Below are 16,243 nucleotides of genomic sequence, written 5' to 3' on the forward strand. Positions count from 1 at the left end.
CGATAGCCGGCACGCTTGTTTCTGAGAGGATGGCATGGCCAGGGGTTCCGGCGAAGCCGAAAAAGACACTGTGGAACGGCCGGCGCGTCTGCTCGATGTCGCGCGTCGCGCCGGCGTCTCGCGGGCGACCGCCGCGCGCGCTCTCGGCGGCTACGGCCTGGTCGGCGATGAGACGCGCGAGCGCGTGCATGCCGCGGCGCGAGAGCTGAACTACAGCGCCAATGTGGTGGCGCGCGCCATGCGCGCCGGCAGGACGCTGACCATTGGCGTCGTCATCGCCGACATCAGCAACTCCTTCTTCAGCTACGCGACGAGGGCCATTATCGATACGGCGGCCCAGGCCGGCTACCAGACGCTGGTAATCAACACCGACGACGACCTCGCCAGGGAGATCGACGCGGTGCGCGTGCTGGTGGAAAAGCGTGTCGACGGGCTGATCCTGGTAGCCTCGTCCAGGCAACATTGCGAGCATCTCGTCCAGGATGGGGAACTGGCGACGCCACTGGTGCTGCTCGACCGCCGAGTCGACGGGCTGGACGTCGCGGCCGTCACCACCGACGACCGGCGCGGCGCGGAGGCGGCGATAGACCTCTTCTTCGAACGCGGCCATCGCCGCATCGGGCTGCTCGTGGCAACCGCGGCGGCAACGGCCAGGCACGAGGCAGCGCCTGGCGAGGTCGTCTCGACAGTCAGCGATCGTCTGGAGGGCGCTCTGGGAGCGATCGCGCGCCAGGGCATGGAATTGCCCGAACAGTTTATCCGCTACAGTCGCAGCGACGTGGAAGCCGCCACGGAGGGTGCCTTGGAACTGCTGTCCCAGGATCCGCGCCCGACGGCCATCTTGGCGACTAACGAGGAGATGGCGCTCGGCGTGCTCGCCGCCTGCGGCGAACTTGGCCTCAACATCGGCAGCGACGTCTCCCTGGTCAGCTTCGACGACTCCCCTTGGGCGAAGGTGGTCACGCCCGCTATCTCGGTGGTGAAGCGGCCGGTCTACGAACTCGGCGACGTCGCCGTGACCAGCCTCATCGCTGAAATCAAGGGCGAGGGGAGGGCAAAGGCAATCGAACTGCCGACGAGCCTGATCGACCGCCGGTCGGTAGCGGATCTGACGCGCGGTTGATTTGCGGGCAAGTCCCCGTAGCAAGCCGGATTCGACACGTCGGGCCAATTCGAAACTCATTCGCCCAAACTCTCCGAATACACCGCCATCAGGTTCCCCGCGGGCCATGGTGGGTATGGCCGGATACGATCACAATTGGCTGCGGCCAGGCCGGAGGGCGCGTTCTATCGGCGCATTGCCTTTTTTCATGCTCATGAACCGCATAGACCCTAGCATCGGCGGGAAGGAAGACACTTTTCGAATTTCGCAATGTGAAACTTGAGTTTTTTACAGCGAAACTCTGTTGACAAACCGGATGGTTTTCCGACAATCTCCCAACTGAAAATGGGAGATGAGAATGGGTATTTCGCGGCGAGAACTGCTGTTGACTGGGGCTGGGGTTGGTTTGGGGAGTTTGCTCCTGCCGGCTTTGGGGAGTGCTCAATCGGGCAACACCTCGCCGGTGAGTCTGCTTCTAGGCTCGCACATGGACTATCTCATTGCGCTCACCTCCAAATACCAAGCGCTTCACGGAGTTGAGCCAAAGGTGGAGCTGGTCACCACGCCGGATCTGCCGGTGAAGCTGTCGTCGGCCTTTATTGCTCGCCGTTCGCTCGGCGATGCGGTGTTCGTCGATGCCGCGACCCTCGCCGGACTTGCGGACAAGGGCTGGCTGACGGATGTCGGAGATATGGTGGAAGCCAAGTTTCTTCCAGCAGGTCTGCTTCCCAACAGCCTGACTGCCGCGCGCTACAATGGCGGCATCTACGGTGTGCCCGTGACGATCGGTGCGCCGATCATGCACTGGAACAAGGATCTGTGCGAAAAGGCTGGCCTCGATCCGGAGGCGCCGTCTGATTGGCATTCGACGCCGAAAAGCTGGTCGGAATTCGTGCGCTACGCGAAGACTATCACGAGCGCCGAAGGCGACATCTACGGCGCGGTGGACAACTGGGGCGGAACGGGCAGCGTCTTCACCTTCGGTTCGCTGTTGCAGATGCATGGCGGCCGCTTCCTGGACGATGAGCGCAAGCCGATCATGAACAGCGAGGCGGGCGTCGAGGCGCTTTCCCGCATGGTGGAGCTGCTGCACGTCGAGAAGGCGATCGATCCGGCTTCGGTCACCTACAATTGGGTATTCGACGCATCGCCAAGTTATCTGGCCGGCAAGCGAGGGTTCTTCCTGACCTGGCCGTTCATCGCCGATATCGCCAATAATGGCCAGGACTCGGCGATCAAGGGACGCAGCGGCTTCGCCCCGAACCCGTCCGTCATCACCTCCGCGTCGGTGGACGGGTCCGAATTCCTCGTCGTTCCGACCTTCGCCGAAAATCCTGAAGGTGGCCGACAGTTCATCGAGCTCGCGCTCGATCTGCCAAATCAGATACGGCAGGGCTCGGAGACCGCTTGGGCTCCTGTGCTGGATGCGGCGCTCAGCGATCCCGCGGTGGAAGGCCATCTGCCTGTCGCCGCCGTCATTCGCCAGTCCTATCTCTACCCGGTCGATGGCGGCTTCTCCGCGGATCGTCAGGCGTGGATGGAAATCCTGTGCGGCGAGCTATCGCAGGCATTCGCGCAGTCGAAGACCCCGCGCGCCGCGCTCGATGACGCAGTCCGTCTGATCGAGCAGAGCCGCGCCTAATGGGGAATGCGCCTTTGCCGGCAACGGTGAGGGCGCTCGCGGGCAATCAAGTGGAGACAGTGTCGATGAAGCGTCGGGGCGAGCAGATGCTTGGCCTGCTGATGGCCGGCCCAGCTTTGCTGGTCGTGCTGGGAATCTATCTATACCCGGCGGTATTCACCCTGGTGCTCAGCTTCGCCGATTACGATTTGGTCCGGCTGAGCATCAAGCGCTTTGTCGGCTTTGCCAACTTCTCGAGCCTTGCGGGCAACCCCGCCTTCGTGCAGGCGACGCTGAGGACGATCTATTTCGGCCTTTTGGTGTCGGCGGTCACCACCGTCCTTGCCTTCTTGATCGCGCTTCTGCTTGACCAGAAATTCTATGGCCGCGGCCTGCTGAGGGTGTTCGTGGTTCTCCCCTGGGCGGTTCCGCCCGTGGTCGCCGGCGTGCTCTGGGGGCAGATGTTCCACGCGGATGTCGGCTTCGTGAATGCCATGCTTTTCCAGCTCGGCCTGATCGACAGCTATCGGATATGGTTAGGCGACGCGTGGACGGCGCTGCACGTGATCGCCATCGCGGAGATCTGGAAGGCCATTCCCTTCATGGTCCTCTTCTTTCTCGCGGGTCTGCAGAGCCTGCCGCAGCAGGTGTTCGAGGCCGCCGCGGTGGACGGGGCGACGGCGACGGAGCGTTTTCGCTACATCCTCGTTCCGCTGATGACGCCGGTCGCCATTCCGCTGATGCTCATCCAGTTCGTCTGGGCGATGAAGGCGTTCGACACGATCTTCGTTCTGACCCGCGGAGGCCCCGCCGGCGGCACCACGACGCTCAACTATTTCGTTTACCAGGAGGCATTCCAGAGCTTCAATCTCGGCCGCGCTTCCGCCGCAGCCTACATCCTGCTCCTGGTGACGTTGCTCACCGTCGCGGTCTTCGCCTTCATCCGCATCTACGTCGACCGCAAGTGGAGGCGCGCATGATCTTCCGGCGCCGCCGCAAGGCGATCTTCAGGGCGTCCGCGATCTACCTGGCGGCGGCTGTCGTCCTGCTGGTCATGGCCTTCCCGCTTTATGCACTCGTGCTGACCAGCGTGCAGCCGGAAAATCTGATGCGCTCTCGCGACCTTCAGGTGATCCCCTCCCAGATCATTTTCGACCACTATCAGGCGGTGCTGGCGCCCGGCCACATCGTGCCCTTGCGCCAGGGCATGCTGAACAGCCTTCTGGTCTCGCTCTGCACGGCGGCGTTCTGTGTTTTGCTGGCTCTTCCCGCCGCCTACGCGCTGGCGCGACTGCGCGTCCCCGGCAGTAAGGCGATTCTCGGGGTTCTGGTGTCAGTCTATTTCCTGCCGACGACCTTGTTCCTGATCCCGATGTTCGTCGTCTTCGTCGGCTGGGGACTGGACGACACCATCCTCAGCCTGGTTCTGACCTATTCCGGTTTCATCCTTCCGTTTCAGATCTGGATACTGAAGACCTTCATCGATCGCCTGCCGGTTGAACTGGAGGAAGCGGCCCGCATTGACGGCTGCACTCCCGGCCAGATCGTCCGGCTGATCGTCCTGCCTCTCATACGTCCGGGCATCCTCGCCGGGTTCGTCTTCGCCTTCATCCTGTCCTGGATAGAATTCCTCACGCCGCTGATCTTCACCAATTCGCTGAAGATCAGCACAGTGGCGCTGGGGATGTTCCGCTCGACGATCGACATCCAGATCGGCCAGCAAGCGGCGGCGGCTGTCCTGACACTGCTGCCGGTGGCGCTCGTGATGATCGTGTTCCAGCGCCTGGTGACGCAGGTGATGCTCGCCGGCGCCGACAAATAAAGGGAACCTGATGTCAAAGCTGCGCACCGCCGTGATCGGCGTCGGAATGATCGGAAACCTGCATGCGCGGATCTATTCCTCCAGCCCGCGTTGCGAGCTCGTCGCGGTGTGCGATGCGGATCCGGCGCGAGCCGATACGGTGGCGAAGGCGACTGACAGCAAGGCATATTCCGATCCGCTTGAAATGCTGGGCAACGAACAGCTCGATGCGGTCAGCATCGCGACGCCGGAGACCATTCGTATCGAACCGGCATTCGCTGCGGCCGAGCGGGGCATTGCGCTGCTGATCGAAAAGCCACTCGGCCGTTCGCTTGATGCCGTCAGGCATTTGGTCGAAGGGCTGGAGGCCCGTAATGCTCGGGCGGCCATAAACTTTATTCTCCACGCCGAACCCCGTTATGCGCGCATGAAGCAGATCGTGCGGGCGGGCGAGATAGGACGCACGGTGTCTTTCTTCGCTCGGCGCCGGGGCACCCGTCTCGGCATGCAGATGTACGGGCCTTGGACTGATCTTCTGTCCTCGACGCTCATCCACGACATCGAGATGGTGCTCGCCGCAAGCGGGTCGTATCCGGAGCGGATTTTTGCCGAGGCCGTGGTGCGGGAGTGCGCCCCCTTCGGCAGCCAGGATGCGGTTTTCGCAACGATCCGTCTCGCCGACGGGGCGATCGCCGCCTTCGAAACGTCGTGGGTGCTTCCCGAACTCCAGCCGGAGCCGCTCGAGCCCGCATTGCATGTGGTCGGCGACGCAGGCGCGGTGATCATCGAAGGATCGTCGCAGGGCATGCGCGTCCTCACCAAGGATTCATACAGACATCCGGACATGACGCACTGGCCGATGCTTGGCGAGGAAGTCGGCGGTGCCTTGCGGGCATCGATAGATTCCTTCGTTCACTCGGTTGCGACGGGGGCCAAGCCGCTTGTGGGCCTTCGGGCCGCGCTGGCCGCAGAAGCCGCCGTCGATGCCATCAAGCGATCCATTGCCACGGGGGCGCCGGTGTCGGTCGATCCAGAACTTGTCACCGGAGCAGGCTAGATGCGCGTCCTTCTCGCCGAATATACTTGGCCTGAGGTCGAGGCCCTCCTGAAGCTGGATCCGGTCGTCGTCGTTCCGGTCGGCGCGTTCGAGCAGCACGGGCTACATCTGCCTCTGATGGTGGACGCCAATCTGGCCGGCAGCGTCGCAGAGCGGGCGGCGGGAGAGGCCCAGGTGGCCGGCGCGAACGTTGTCGTCACGCCGACGATCTGGACCGGCTATTCACCGCATCATCGTGATTTTCCCGGCACGATCACACTCGACGACAAGACCTTCAGCCTGGTCGTTTCGCAGGTGGCACGGAGCTTGGCGGGACACGGCTTTCGACGCATCGTCCTTTTGAACGGCCACGGCGGCAATGCCAATCTCCTGCGCAACGTGGTGCAGTCCCTCTACTATGAGGACGGCATTTCGGTTGCGGCAGCCAACTACTGGGACTTCGCGCTGCAGGAACTCGCCGCGTGGCGCCGCTCGCGGCCTGGTGGGATCATGCATGCATGCGAGATGGAAACGTCGCTGATGCTGGCCAGCCGGCCTGACCTCGTCCAGATGGACAAGGCGCAGGACCATTTTCTGGATCGCTCGAACTACCTCGCCGCCGATCTTCTTTCGGGCGGGCCTCTCTCCGTGGCTGCGAGCTTTGCCGAGCTCAGCCCTACCGGCGTGATCGGCGCACCTTCGCTTGCCGACCCGGAACGCGGCGCGGAACTGCTGGACGCGATGGTTGCGGCGGTTGCGCGTTTTCTTGTTGACCACGCGGCCTGGCCGCTGACCAAGCCGGAGAGCGGCCGATGACAAATTCTCCTCTCGGACTTTTCGCCTATCCCTGGGACGTGCTGGACGAGGGCGCCGATGTGGTTCTGGACGCGGTGGAGCGCGCCGGGCTCAACACGCTCTACATCACGACCTGGTATCATTCAGGCATGTTTTTTCTGCCGCACAACCCGCGGCGACGGCTCTATTTCCCGACTCCGGGGGCACTTTATTTCTCTCCCGGCGAGTGGCACCGCCGGCATCCGCTGGCCCCACCGGTCAGCACGCTGACGGATGACTGGATCGGTTTCTGGCAGGACCTTGCCCGCAAATGCGCCGCAAGGGGCATCGGGCTGTCCGCATGGATGCCGGTCCTGCACAATTCGGGCGTCGGCAACGCGTATCCCGGCATGGCGGTGCACAATGCGTGGGGCGACGCCGTCACCCATACGCTCTGTCCCGCCAACGAGGCTGTGGTAGATCTCGTCGCGTCCGTCATGACCGATGTCGTTAAGCTCGGCGTGTTCGACCGGGTCCTGCTGGAATCGATCGAATACCTGCCGCTTCGACACGGTCATCACCACGAGATCATCGGCGTTCCGCTGGATGGCGACATCGACTTTCTCGCCTCCCTGTCATTCTCGCCTGCACTCATGCAGCGCCTGTCCCAGCAAGGCATCGACGGCGAGGAAGTACGCCGCTTCGTCCGCGATACATGCGACCATGCACTGACGGGTGTGGAACGCCAGCCCTTGGGTTGGGCCGCGCTGGAAGGCGCGGTGGGCGGCCAACTGGGCGCTTATCTGCGCGTCCGCGAGAGCGTCCTGACCGAGATCTTGGCTGCCGCCGCACAGGCTCTGCGGGTGCAGGACGGTATCCGTATCGGGCTCCTCGATTTCGGACCGCTCTACGGGCTTGGGCCGAACGGCCGGCGCTGGCAGAGCGGCGTCGATCTCGACGCGCAACTACCCCTGGTCGACGAGGTCCATCCGACCTTCTACTTCACCGACGCTGACGTGCTTGCGGCGAAGATTGCGCAATATAGAGAGGTTGTGGGCGACACCGTCCCGCAGATACCGGCGATACGCGCAATCCTGCCGCAAACCGTCGATGCAGCCAGTCTCGCCGCCCAGGTCGCAGGCGTGTCCGGCCATGCCTCAGGCGCGACTTTCTACAACTACAGCTTCATGCGCCTCGACACGCTCGACTGGATCCGGGCCGCGCTCGATAAGCACTGGAGGGTCGGCGCATGAGCGAAAATGGGAAACTGCCCCGGGTCGATGTGATCATCCACCCCGTCTGTCTGCGCTTCCGCTACGACAAGGACGAGATCGTTTACATGTTCGCCGGGAATGCCGACCAGCAGCTTGACGGAATGGAGACGATGCTCGGCATCGAGCCGTCGCAGGGCCCGATCTTCGACAGCAATCTGGGCTTTCTGCCGGTGGCGAGCACGATCCTCATTCGCGGTGAGAAGACACTTGTCGTCGATCCCGGCAACCATCACATCGGCGCATATTCGATGCTGCGGCGCGCTCTTGCCAGCAGGGGCCTGAGCTATGACGACGTCGATGCCGTGGTCACGACCCACGGTCACTCCGATCACGCCGCCGCCATCGTGCAGCTGCGCGGCAAGCCGTGGATCCTGGGCAAGGGCGAATTCACCGAGATGGAGGCGATCGAAGGCAAGGCCATCATCGACGCCAAGAAATCGATGATGGGGCTTGTCACCGAAATCGGTGGAGACGAGCCGGTGGAGATCATGGCCGGCGTGCTTGCTGTGCGTACCCCGGGCCACACCGCGGGTCACATCTCGCTCGTGGTGGAGACCGAGGACGGCCGCGTGCTGATCGCAGGAGATCAGACGATGACCCGCTCCGAATATGAGGATCGCCGGTTTTCCCAATGGTATGGAGCCCCCCAGCTCGAGCAGCTCAATGCTTCCCTCGACAAGGTGATGGCGTTCGAACCCCACCTCGTCATTCCCGGGCACGACAGGCCTTTCAGGCCGCGCAACGCCTGAGCAACCGTCCGATCGAGTAAAACATGGCACCTGTCACAATTGCTAATGCGCGCAAATCCTACGGCACGCACCCGATCATCAAGGGGATTTCCGTCGACGTCGAGGACGGCGAGTTCGTCGCGTTGGTGGGGCCGTCAGGCTGCGGGAAGTCAACGCTGCTACGCATGATCGCCGGTCTTGAGGAGATCACCGAGGGCACGATTTCCATAGGCAACGTCGTGGTGAACGACCTTTCGCCGAAGGAACGCGACGTGGCGATGGTCTTCCAGAACTACGCGCTCTACCCCCACATGACGGTGGCGCAAAACATGGGCTTCTCCCTGAAGATTGCCCGTTCCTCCCCGACCGAAACCGAAACACGTGTGAAGCGCGCAGCCGCCATACTCGATCTCGAAGGATTGCTGGCCCGTTACCCACGCGAATTGTCGGGCGGACAACGCCAGCGCGTGGCGATGGGCCGGGCCATCGTGCGCAATCCGAAGGTGTTCCTCTTCGACGAACCGCTGTCGAATCTCGATGCGCAACTGCGCGTGCAGATGCGTGGCGAGATCAAGCAACTCCACCATACGGTCGGGACGACGACGATCTACGTGACCCACGACCAGATCGAGGCCATGACGATGGCAGACCGGATCGTCGTGTTGCGAGGAGGCGTGGTCGAGCAGGCCGGCGCCCCGCTGGAGGTCTACGATTCGCCCGCCAATCTGTTTGTGGCGAGCTTCATCGGCTCGCCTTCCATCAACCAGTTGAAAGGAACGGTGCGCCGTGTCGACGGCAAGCCGCGTTTCGTCGTGGCGGAAACCACTCTGCCTCTGCCTGAGAATACGCCATCGCGGATTGAGGACACGCCCGTTGTGTACGGCATCCGGCCCGAACATCTCTCGCTGGGTGAGGGCGGGGTTCCCGCCAAGGTGGAGATCGTCGAGCCGACCGGGTCGGAAACCCAGATCGTGGCGACCCTCGGGGGACAGAAGATCGTCTGCGTGTTTCGCGACCGACTGTCGACCGCCCCCGGAAGCCTGCTGCCATTGAAGCCGGACCTGCAGAAGGTGCTGCTCTTCGATGCCGGGACAGGCAACCGCATCCAGACGAACTAGTTCGCATTCTTAAGGAGAGTTCTATGCAAGTGTCCCGGGTCTTTGAGGCTTCGCGCGCCTACAATGTCGAAGCTTCCAAGGTGATCGCCGGTGCGGTCAACTCGAACGTCAGGCTGGGCGGAGCCCCGTTGCCGCTCTGCTTCGAGCGGGCGGAAGGGGCGTATCTCTACGACGTCGACGGGAACCGGCACATCGATTACGCGCTGGGCATGGGGCCGACTATCCTCGGTCATGCGCCGAGGCAGGTATGCGAGGCCGTAGCCGGGTCGCTGTCGCTGGGCCAAATGTATGCAGGGCAGCACCGCGCCGAATTGGAACTCGGGAAACTGCTGCAAGAACACATTCCGAGCGCCGGTCTGGTGCGTATCGGCATGTCGGGTTCGGAAGTCGTTCAGGCGGCGCTACGGCTGGCGCGCGCCCATACCGGACGGCGCAAATTCGTAAAGTTCGAGGGGCAGTACCATGGCTGGTTCGACAACGTGCTGATCAGCCACAGCCCTCGGGCCGCTGAGGCTGGCGAAGTACTGCCTTTGCCACGCGAACCCCATCTCGAAACGATCGGCCAGGTCGAGTCCGTTAAGGGCGACGTGATGGTGTTGCCCTGGAACGACATCGATGCGATCGAACGGGTTTTCGCCGAGCACGGCCACGACATCGCCGCCGTGATTACCGAACCCGCCATGTGCAATACCGGCGTGATCGCGCCGCGTCCGGGCTATCTCGAGCATCTGCGCGCGGCAACGGAGAAGCACGGCATCGTGCTGATCTTCGATGAGGTGATCACGGGTTTTCGCCTCGGCCTGGGTGGCGCGCAGGCGCGGTTCGGGATCACGCCCGACCTCTCCACCTTCGCCAAGGCAATGGCGTCCGGTTTCCCGGTCGCCGCATTGGTGGGGCGCGCCGACCTCATGCAGCGCTTCGGAAACGGTTCGGTCAATCACTCCGGAACATACAATTCCAACGTGCCGAGCATCGTCGCTTCGATCGAGACGGTGAGAGAACTCGCTCGCGATGACGGTGCCGCCCTGAAGCATGCCGAGGCGATGGGCAATGCGATCATGGAAGGACTGCGGGCAATTGCTGCGAAGCAGGGATTGAACTTGCAGGTTTCAGGCTTCGGGACCTGCTTCAACACCTATTTCGGTGCGCCGGATTCCGTCCACGACTATCATAGCTACAAGAGGACCGATCTGGCGACGCAGCAGAAGTTCCTGGCCGGGCTTGTCCAGCACGGCGTGCGGCCAACGGGGAGGGGCACCTGGTTCGTATCGGCAAGCCATTCCGAGACGGATGTCGCAGAGACGCTCGATGCCGTTCGTGCGGCCGCGGCGCAGTTGTAATGCTTGTCCAGTGCAATGAGGCGATCACGGGCGAAAGGCACTTCGTTCCGACCGGTCCGGAGACAGATAGGCGTGCGATGACGGAATATCGTGGCAATTGCTCGCCTGATGGAGCGAGGTCGTGAGCCAGCCGATTGCAGTTCTGGAGAAAGCTTTCCTTGTGCTGGAGACGGTCGACAAGCTCGGCCGTACGGCCACGCTCAAGGAACTGACCGAGGCGACAGGACTGCCGAAGCCGACGCTCTATCGCATCCTTCAGACGCTGGTCGACCTCGGCTATGTCGATCAGGACAGTGCGCGCAGCCGCTACGGACTCAGCTTGCGCCTTCGCCAGCTCGCCAGGGGCGGAGACGACTTCGAAGAACTTCGTCAAAAGATGCTACCTGTGATGGAAAACCTTCATCGCAAATTCAACGAAACGATCAATCTCGGCGTCTTGCAGCTTAACCACGTCTATTACGTGCACTTCATTGAAACGACGCAAAATCTTCGCTGGCAGGTGCGGCCTGGCTCCCGTGACCCCTTCTATTGCACGGCGCTCGGCCGCGCGGTCGTCGCTCATCTGCCCGAAAAGCAGCGGAAGCAATTGCTCAACAGGATCGTCTTCGAACAACGAACGCCCAGTACGCCGACAAACCGGGAGGAAGTGGAGCGCCTGCTCGCCGAAACCGAGGAACGGGGCTGGGCGTATGACGACCAGGAAAACGATCTTGGCGTTTCTTGTTTTGGCGTGCCGCTCTTTGACCCTGACGGAGAAGTCGTTGCAAGCCTGAGCATTTCAGTACCGCAAAGCCGCCTGACGCCGGATCTGAGAGATGAGATCATCTCGGCGCTCCTGGCGGTGCGCCACGCAGCCCTGGGATCAGAGTCCTCCGTGGTCGAGGGCGTTCCGACATGAAGCGCATCCTGCTGGCTGGCCTCTATCACGAGACGCATTGCTTCGTCGACGAAGTGACGATCATCGACGATTTCATGGTTTCGCGGGGAGACGAAATTTTCGGCCATCGCGGCGACGGGTCCACCATCGACGGCTTCCTGGAGGTCGCGGACAGGGAGGGATGGGAAGTGGTCCCGACCTGCGTCTATTCCGCAACGCCGTCGGGGTTGGTCGCAGGCGACGTGCTCGACCGCTTCTGGACCGATTTTGAACAGGCTGTCCGACGATCCGCGGACCGGACCATCGATGCCGTCTTCCTGAACCTGCACGGCGCAATGATGTGCGAGGGGACAGACGACGTTGAGGGGGAAATTCTCTCGCGCATAAGGCGCATCGACAGACTCCGCGAAGTCCCGGTTTTCGGTGTGTTCGACCTGCACGCGAATTTTACTGGCGCCATGGCGAGAGGCGCCAACGGCTTGGTTTGTTATCGTGAGAATCCCCACACGGATGCACGTGAAAGCGCTGTTCGCGCGGCAGATCTGCTCGCGCGCAGCTTCGCGACCGGAAGCATCCCCACGATGACGCGGCGCAATCCTGGAATCATTTGGCCTCCGACTGGTACCGGCACCGCGGATACTCCGATGCGCGACCTGGAGGCGCTCGCCCGTCGTATTGAAGTTGCAAATCCGGACATTTGGGCCGTCAACGTGGTTGCGGGCTTCTCCTTCTCGGATATGGGCGATACAGGCGTGAGCTTCAGCCTAATCAGCACCGCATCGGATACGATCAACGCCGTGGCGCTCGAAGCGCTTTGCGCGGAAGCCTGGAAGCTTCGCCAGTCGGGCCTTGTCGAAGAATTGACCCCGCAGGAGGCTCTCGACCGGATAGGCGAAGCGAAAGCAGAAGGTCCCGCCATCCTCGTCGAGCCGTCGGACAACATCGGTGGCGGTGCGCCGGGCAACGGCACGGTTGTTCTTAGGGCGCTCATGGAGCGCGGGGTTCGCAATGCCGGCGTGATCATCAATGATCCGGAGGCCGTATCTCAGCTATCCAAGCTCGTCGACGGCGAAATGTGCATGGTCGAGATCGGCGACAGAAGCAATCGGTTCACCCCGGCCCTGAAGCTTCCCGTTACCATCGTGTCGCGCAGCGACGGCCGCTTCGGGCTTGAGGACCTCAACAGTCATCTTGCGGCGATGCGGGGAAGCCGGATCGATATGGGCCCGACTGTGGTGGTCGTCCATGAGGGCATCACGATCCTGCTCACTTCCATGAAGACGCCCCCTTTCGATCTCGGACAGTGGCGCAGCCAGGGTATCAATCCGGAAGAGCTACGCGTGATCGTAGTCAAGGCAGCGGTTGCGCACAGACGCGCATACGATCCGATCATCTCGGCCAGCTACACGGTGGCGACGCCGGGGCCCTGTGCGAGCGATCCTCGACTGCTGCCCTACCGAAAGGTCCAGCGGCCGATATTCCCCCTCGATCCGGAAAGTGAACGATGACAGGCATTTCCTACCACAATTCCCCCAATCTTCCCCACTCCCACCTGCCGTTCAGTCCGGCTGTGCGGTTCGGCAATCTCGTCTTCGTGTCCGGCCAGGCGTCCGTCGATCGTACCGGCAAGATCGTCGACGACAGCTTCGAGGGGGAAATGCGCCGTTCGATCGAGAATTTGAGGGCGGTGCTCGAAGGAGTGGGGAGCGGTCTGGAACACGTGGTGCAGACGCGAAATTATGTCCGGTACGCTGAAGATCTGTCCGCTTACAATGCGCTCTATACGGAGTATTTCCAGGCGCCTTTTCCGGCACGTACGACAATCACCAATTGCCTGTCGGGAACGCTCAAATACGAGATCGAATGCATCGCCGCTGTGCCCGATGTTTCTTGACCACGGGTGACCTGCCCTTAAGCATCAAGACTGCTACTGCTGCACAATCGGCTCCTTCTACGATATCGGCCGAAAGGGGGCGTTGCGGACCCGGCGAGATGACGTGTACTGATATTGCCCACGAGGGGGGTTGCGGTGTAACCGCGCCAAGTGGGGCAACCAATGCAGTCGCGTCGATCTGTACTTGTGGGTTCCGCCACCCTTGCCCTTTCGGCATGCATTTCAAAGTCATCGCTTGATGGGATTTCCGACGAAGTGACCGGTACCGGAAAGCTGCCGTCGCTCAAGGCACTCGGCGCCCAGCGTGGTCTCGAAATCGGCAGCGCATTTACCGGAAACCAGGATTCTGCCTATCGCCGCCTGGTGGCCTATCAGTGCGGGTTGATCACGCCCCAGTGGCAATTGAAGCCGCGCTTTTTGCGCCCGGAACGGAACTCGCCTTACAATTTCGCCCCTTGCGACGCGATCCACGCCTTCGCCGTGCGGAACCGTATGGCTTTTCATGGCCATACGTTGTTCTGGCACGAAGAGCCCATCCGCTGGGCCGAAAGCGGCGACTTTGCCGAAGTGAAGGAAAGCTATGGCGGCTTCATCCGGGATGTCGTCGCGCACTATCCGGATGCGGAATCGTGGGATGTCTTCAACGAGATACTGGACGAGCAGCAGCGCTACCGCAACGAACTGCTGATCCGCAAATACGGTCTGCAGTTCATCGACTTCTGCCTCCGCACGACCCACGAGACGGCGCCGAAGGCGCGCCTGTCGATCAACGAATACAATCTCGAATGTGGCCAGGATTGGTGCCGCTCGAAGCAGGCGAACATGGCTGCCCTGCTGCGCGACCTGAAGAAGATGGGTAGCCCCATCCATGCCGTGGGCATCCAGTCGCATCTCTCGACCGTCTATAGAGCGTCGCCCCGCGCCACGCTCGATATGATAGACGTCATCGCCGATCAGGGGCTCGACGTCTTCATCTCCGAACTCGATGTCAACGATTCCACCCTGCCGCAGGACATAGCCGAACGGGACCGGCTGGTCGCCGAGTACTATGAGGAATTCCTGACCGGGGTGCTCAGCCACAAGGCGGTCAAGCGCCTGGTTTTCTGGGGGATCTCGGATTTCGACAATTGGGTTGTGCAAGGCTACACAAGCGAGAAGCGAAAGGCCGGAACGGGAGCTGCCCGTCCGGCCTTGTTCGACTCCAAGAACCAGCCGAAGCCGGCCTTTCACGCCGTGGTCCGCGCCCTGTCGGCGGCGCCAGCCCGAACCGCTACGCCTTGACGACCCGATCGCAGACGATGTTTGCGCGCTGCATCGCGTTGCGGGTGTCGATTATCAATCTCGAATGGTTGGCGAGCAGGCCATAATCGACGTCGTCATGATCCGTCACGATGACGATCGCGTCATAGGCCGCGATCGAATCCCGCGACAGCCGGATGCAATCCTTGCCGGCGAGCGTCGGGTGCTTCCGCGTCCTTGGAATGCGCGCGACGTGCGGGTCGTGGTAGGCGATGTCGGCGACGCGGGTCTCGAGCAACTCGATCAGCTTGAGGGCAGGGCTCTCGCGGACATCGGAGACGTTCTTCTTGTACGCCACGCCGACCACCAGGATGGATGCCTGGCTGAGCGGCAGCCCAAGACGCTTGTCGAGCGCATCCGTCAACTTGTTGAGCACGTAGTGCGGCATCGACACGTTGATCTCGCCGGCCAGCTCGATGAAGCGGGTCGACACTTCGAACTCGCGCGACTTCCAGGTGAGATAGAAGGGATCGATCGGTATGCAGTGGCCCCCGAGCCCCGGGCCCGGATAGAACGGCATGTAGCCGAAAGGCTTGGTCTTTGCCGCTTCGATGACTTCCCAGACGTCAATGCCCATCGCGTCGTAGATCACCTTGAGTTCGTTGACCAAGGCTATGTTGACCGCCCGGAAGATGTTCTCCGTCAATTTGACCACTTCGGCGACCTTGATCGTCGATACCGGCACGACGGTCTCGACGATCGAGCCGTAGAACTGCGCCACAAGCTTTGCGGCGATCGCGCCATCGCCAGCGACGACCTTCGGTATCGTTGCGGTTTCGAAGCCCGCACTGCCGGGGTCCTCGCGTTCCGGCGAATAGCCGAGGAAAAAGTCGCGGCCTGAGCGAAGGCCGGTCTTTTCCAGGATCGGCTTCATCAATTCGTCCGTCGTGCCAGGATAGGTGGTCGATTCCAGGATCACCAACTGCTCCTTGCGCAGATGGCGCGCAATCGCCGCCGTCGTGTTCTCCACGAAAGACAGGTCGGGCTCGCGCTGCCTCGTCAGCGGTGTGGGAACACAGATGGCGATGACGTCGCATTCCTTGAATACGGCGAAGTCGCAAGTCGCCCTGAACCGATTGTCGGCCATATGCGACTGCAGGGTCTTCTCGCTGACCGCATCGATGTAGGACTTGCCCGCATTCAGTTTTTCCACCTTCGACCGGTCGATGTCGAAACCGATGACGTTGAAGCCGGCCCGGGCGGCGGCCGACGCAAGCGGAAGCCCGACATAGCCCATGCCGACGATGCCGATCGTGGCGGTGCGCGTCTCCAGCTTGGAAAAGAGCGATGAAGCTCGGGTCTGTTCAGCGACTAGCATGCTAATCTCCTCGTGTCGGCGCGATCTGCGCCATCAGGTACATTCTTGGACGCCAGGTTCC

15 protein-coding genes are annotated in these 16,243 nt (G+C 62.0%); 14 read left to right on the forward strand and 1 reads right to left on the reverse strand.

Translation table 11 applies throughout. The features are described from left to right. Positions 1–34: 34 nt before the first annotated feature. From D8676_RS07405 to D8676_RS07470, 14 genes are all read left to right on the forward strand, one after another. A complete protein-coding gene (locus tag D8676_RS07405) occupies positions 35–1,123 on the forward strand; it encodes a LacI family DNA-binding transcriptional regulator (RefSeq protein ID WP_121580192.1) in 1,089 nt (362 codons plus the stop codon). 337 nt (positions 1,124–1,460) lie between these two features. Further along, the gene (locus tag D8676_RS07410; protein WP_183097017.1) at positions 1,461–2,744 is read left to right on the forward strand and encodes an extracellular solute-binding protein; all 1,284 of its coding nucleotides are present in this window, start codon (positions 1,461–1,463) and stop codon (positions 2,742–2,744) included. A gap of 65 nt (positions 2,745–2,809) precedes the next feature. Further along, positions 2,810–3,703 (forward strand): sugar ABC transporter permease, encoded by an 894-nt coding sequence (locus D8676_RS07415; protein ID WP_183097018.1) that lies wholly within the window; start codon positions 2,810–2,812, stop codon positions 3,701–3,703. Continuing rightward, complete coding sequence (locus D8676_RS07420) at positions 3,700–4,545, forward strand: carbohydrate ABC transporter permease (protein WP_121580195.1); 846 nt, start codon at positions 3,700–3,702, stop codon at positions 4,543–4,545. The genes D8676_RS07415 and D8676_RS07420 overlap by 4 nt, the downstream gene beginning before the upstream one ends. A gap of 10 nt (positions 4,546–4,555) precedes the next feature. After that, the gene (locus D8676_RS07425; RefSeq protein WP_121580196.1) at positions 4,556–5,581 is read left to right on the forward strand and encodes a Gfo/Idh/MocA family oxidoreductase; all 1,026 of its coding nucleotides are present in this window, start codon (positions 4,556–4,558) and stop codon (positions 5,579–5,581) included. Continuing rightward, entirely contained in the window at positions 5,582–6,376 is a 795-nt protein-coding gene (locus D8676_RS07430) for a creatininase family protein (protein ID WP_121580197.1), read from the forward strand. Beyond that, entirely contained in the window at positions 6,373–7,587 is a 1,215-nt protein-coding gene (locus D8676_RS07435) for a hypothetical protein (RefSeq protein ID WP_121580198.1), read from the forward strand. The genes D8676_RS07430 and D8676_RS07435 overlap by 4 nt, the downstream gene beginning before the upstream one ends. Continuing rightward, on the forward strand, positions 7,584–8,357 hold the full coding sequence (locus D8676_RS07440; RefSeq protein WP_121580199.1) for an MBL fold metallo-hydrolase: 774 nt from the start codon (positions 7,584–7,586) through the stop codon (positions 8,355–8,357). The genes D8676_RS07435 and D8676_RS07440 overlap by 4 nt, the downstream gene beginning before the upstream one ends. Before the next feature lie 23 nt (positions 8,358–8,380). Continuing rightward, positions 8,381–9,454, forward strand: coding sequence for a sn-glycerol-3-phosphate ABC transporter ATP-binding protein UgpC (gene ugpC / locus D8676_RS07445; protein ID WP_121580200.1), 1,074 nt, complete (start codon positions 8,381–8,383; stop codon positions 9,452–9,454). A 23-nt stretch (positions 9,455–9,477) separates the two neighbouring features. Further along, complete coding sequence (locus D8676_RS07450) at positions 9,478–10,794, forward strand: aspartate aminotransferase family protein (protein ID WP_121580201.1); 1,317 nt, start codon at positions 9,478–9,480, stop codon at positions 10,792–10,794. Positions 10,795–10,915: 121 nt separating this feature from the next. Then, positions 10,916–11,692 (forward strand): IclR family transcriptional regulator, encoded by a 777-nt coding sequence (locus D8676_RS07455; protein ID WP_121580202.1) that lies wholly within the window; start codon positions 10,916–10,918, stop codon positions 11,690–11,692. Next, complete coding sequence (locus D8676_RS07460; RefSeq protein WP_121580203.1) at positions 11,689–13,179, forward strand: M81 family metallopeptidase; 1,491 nt, start codon at positions 11,689–11,691, stop codon at positions 13,177–13,179. The genes D8676_RS07455 and D8676_RS07460 overlap by 4 nt, the downstream gene beginning before the upstream one ends. Beyond that, on the forward strand, positions 13,176–13,565 hold the full coding sequence (locus tag D8676_RS07465; protein ID WP_121580204.1) for a RidA family protein: 390 nt from the start codon (positions 13,176–13,178) through the stop codon (positions 13,563–13,565). Before D8676_RS07460 ends, D8676_RS07465 begins: the two co-directional genes overlap by 4 nt. Before the next feature lie 255 nt (positions 13,566–13,820). After that, complete coding sequence (locus tag D8676_RS07470; protein ID WP_183097019.1) at positions 13,821–14,846, forward strand: endo-1,4-beta-xylanase; 1,026 nt, start codon at positions 13,821–13,823, stop codon at positions 14,844–14,846. On the opposite strand, the gene D8676_RS07475 is transcribed toward D8676_RS07470, so the two are convergent. Beyond that, entirely contained in the window at positions 14,836–16,182 is a 1,347-nt protein-coding gene (locus tag D8676_RS07475; protein WP_121580206.1) for a nucleotide sugar dehydrogenase, read from the reverse strand. The two genes, D8676_RS07470 and D8676_RS07475, sit on opposite strands and share 11 nt — an antisense overlap. Positions 16,183–16,243 lie beyond the last annotated feature (61 nt).

This window comes from Mesorhizobium sp. YM1C-6-2 (genome assembly GCF_003666685.1).
Taxonomy (GTDB): Bacteria; Pseudomonadota; Alphaproteobacteria; order Rhizobiales; family Rhizobiaceae; genus Mesorhizobium_K.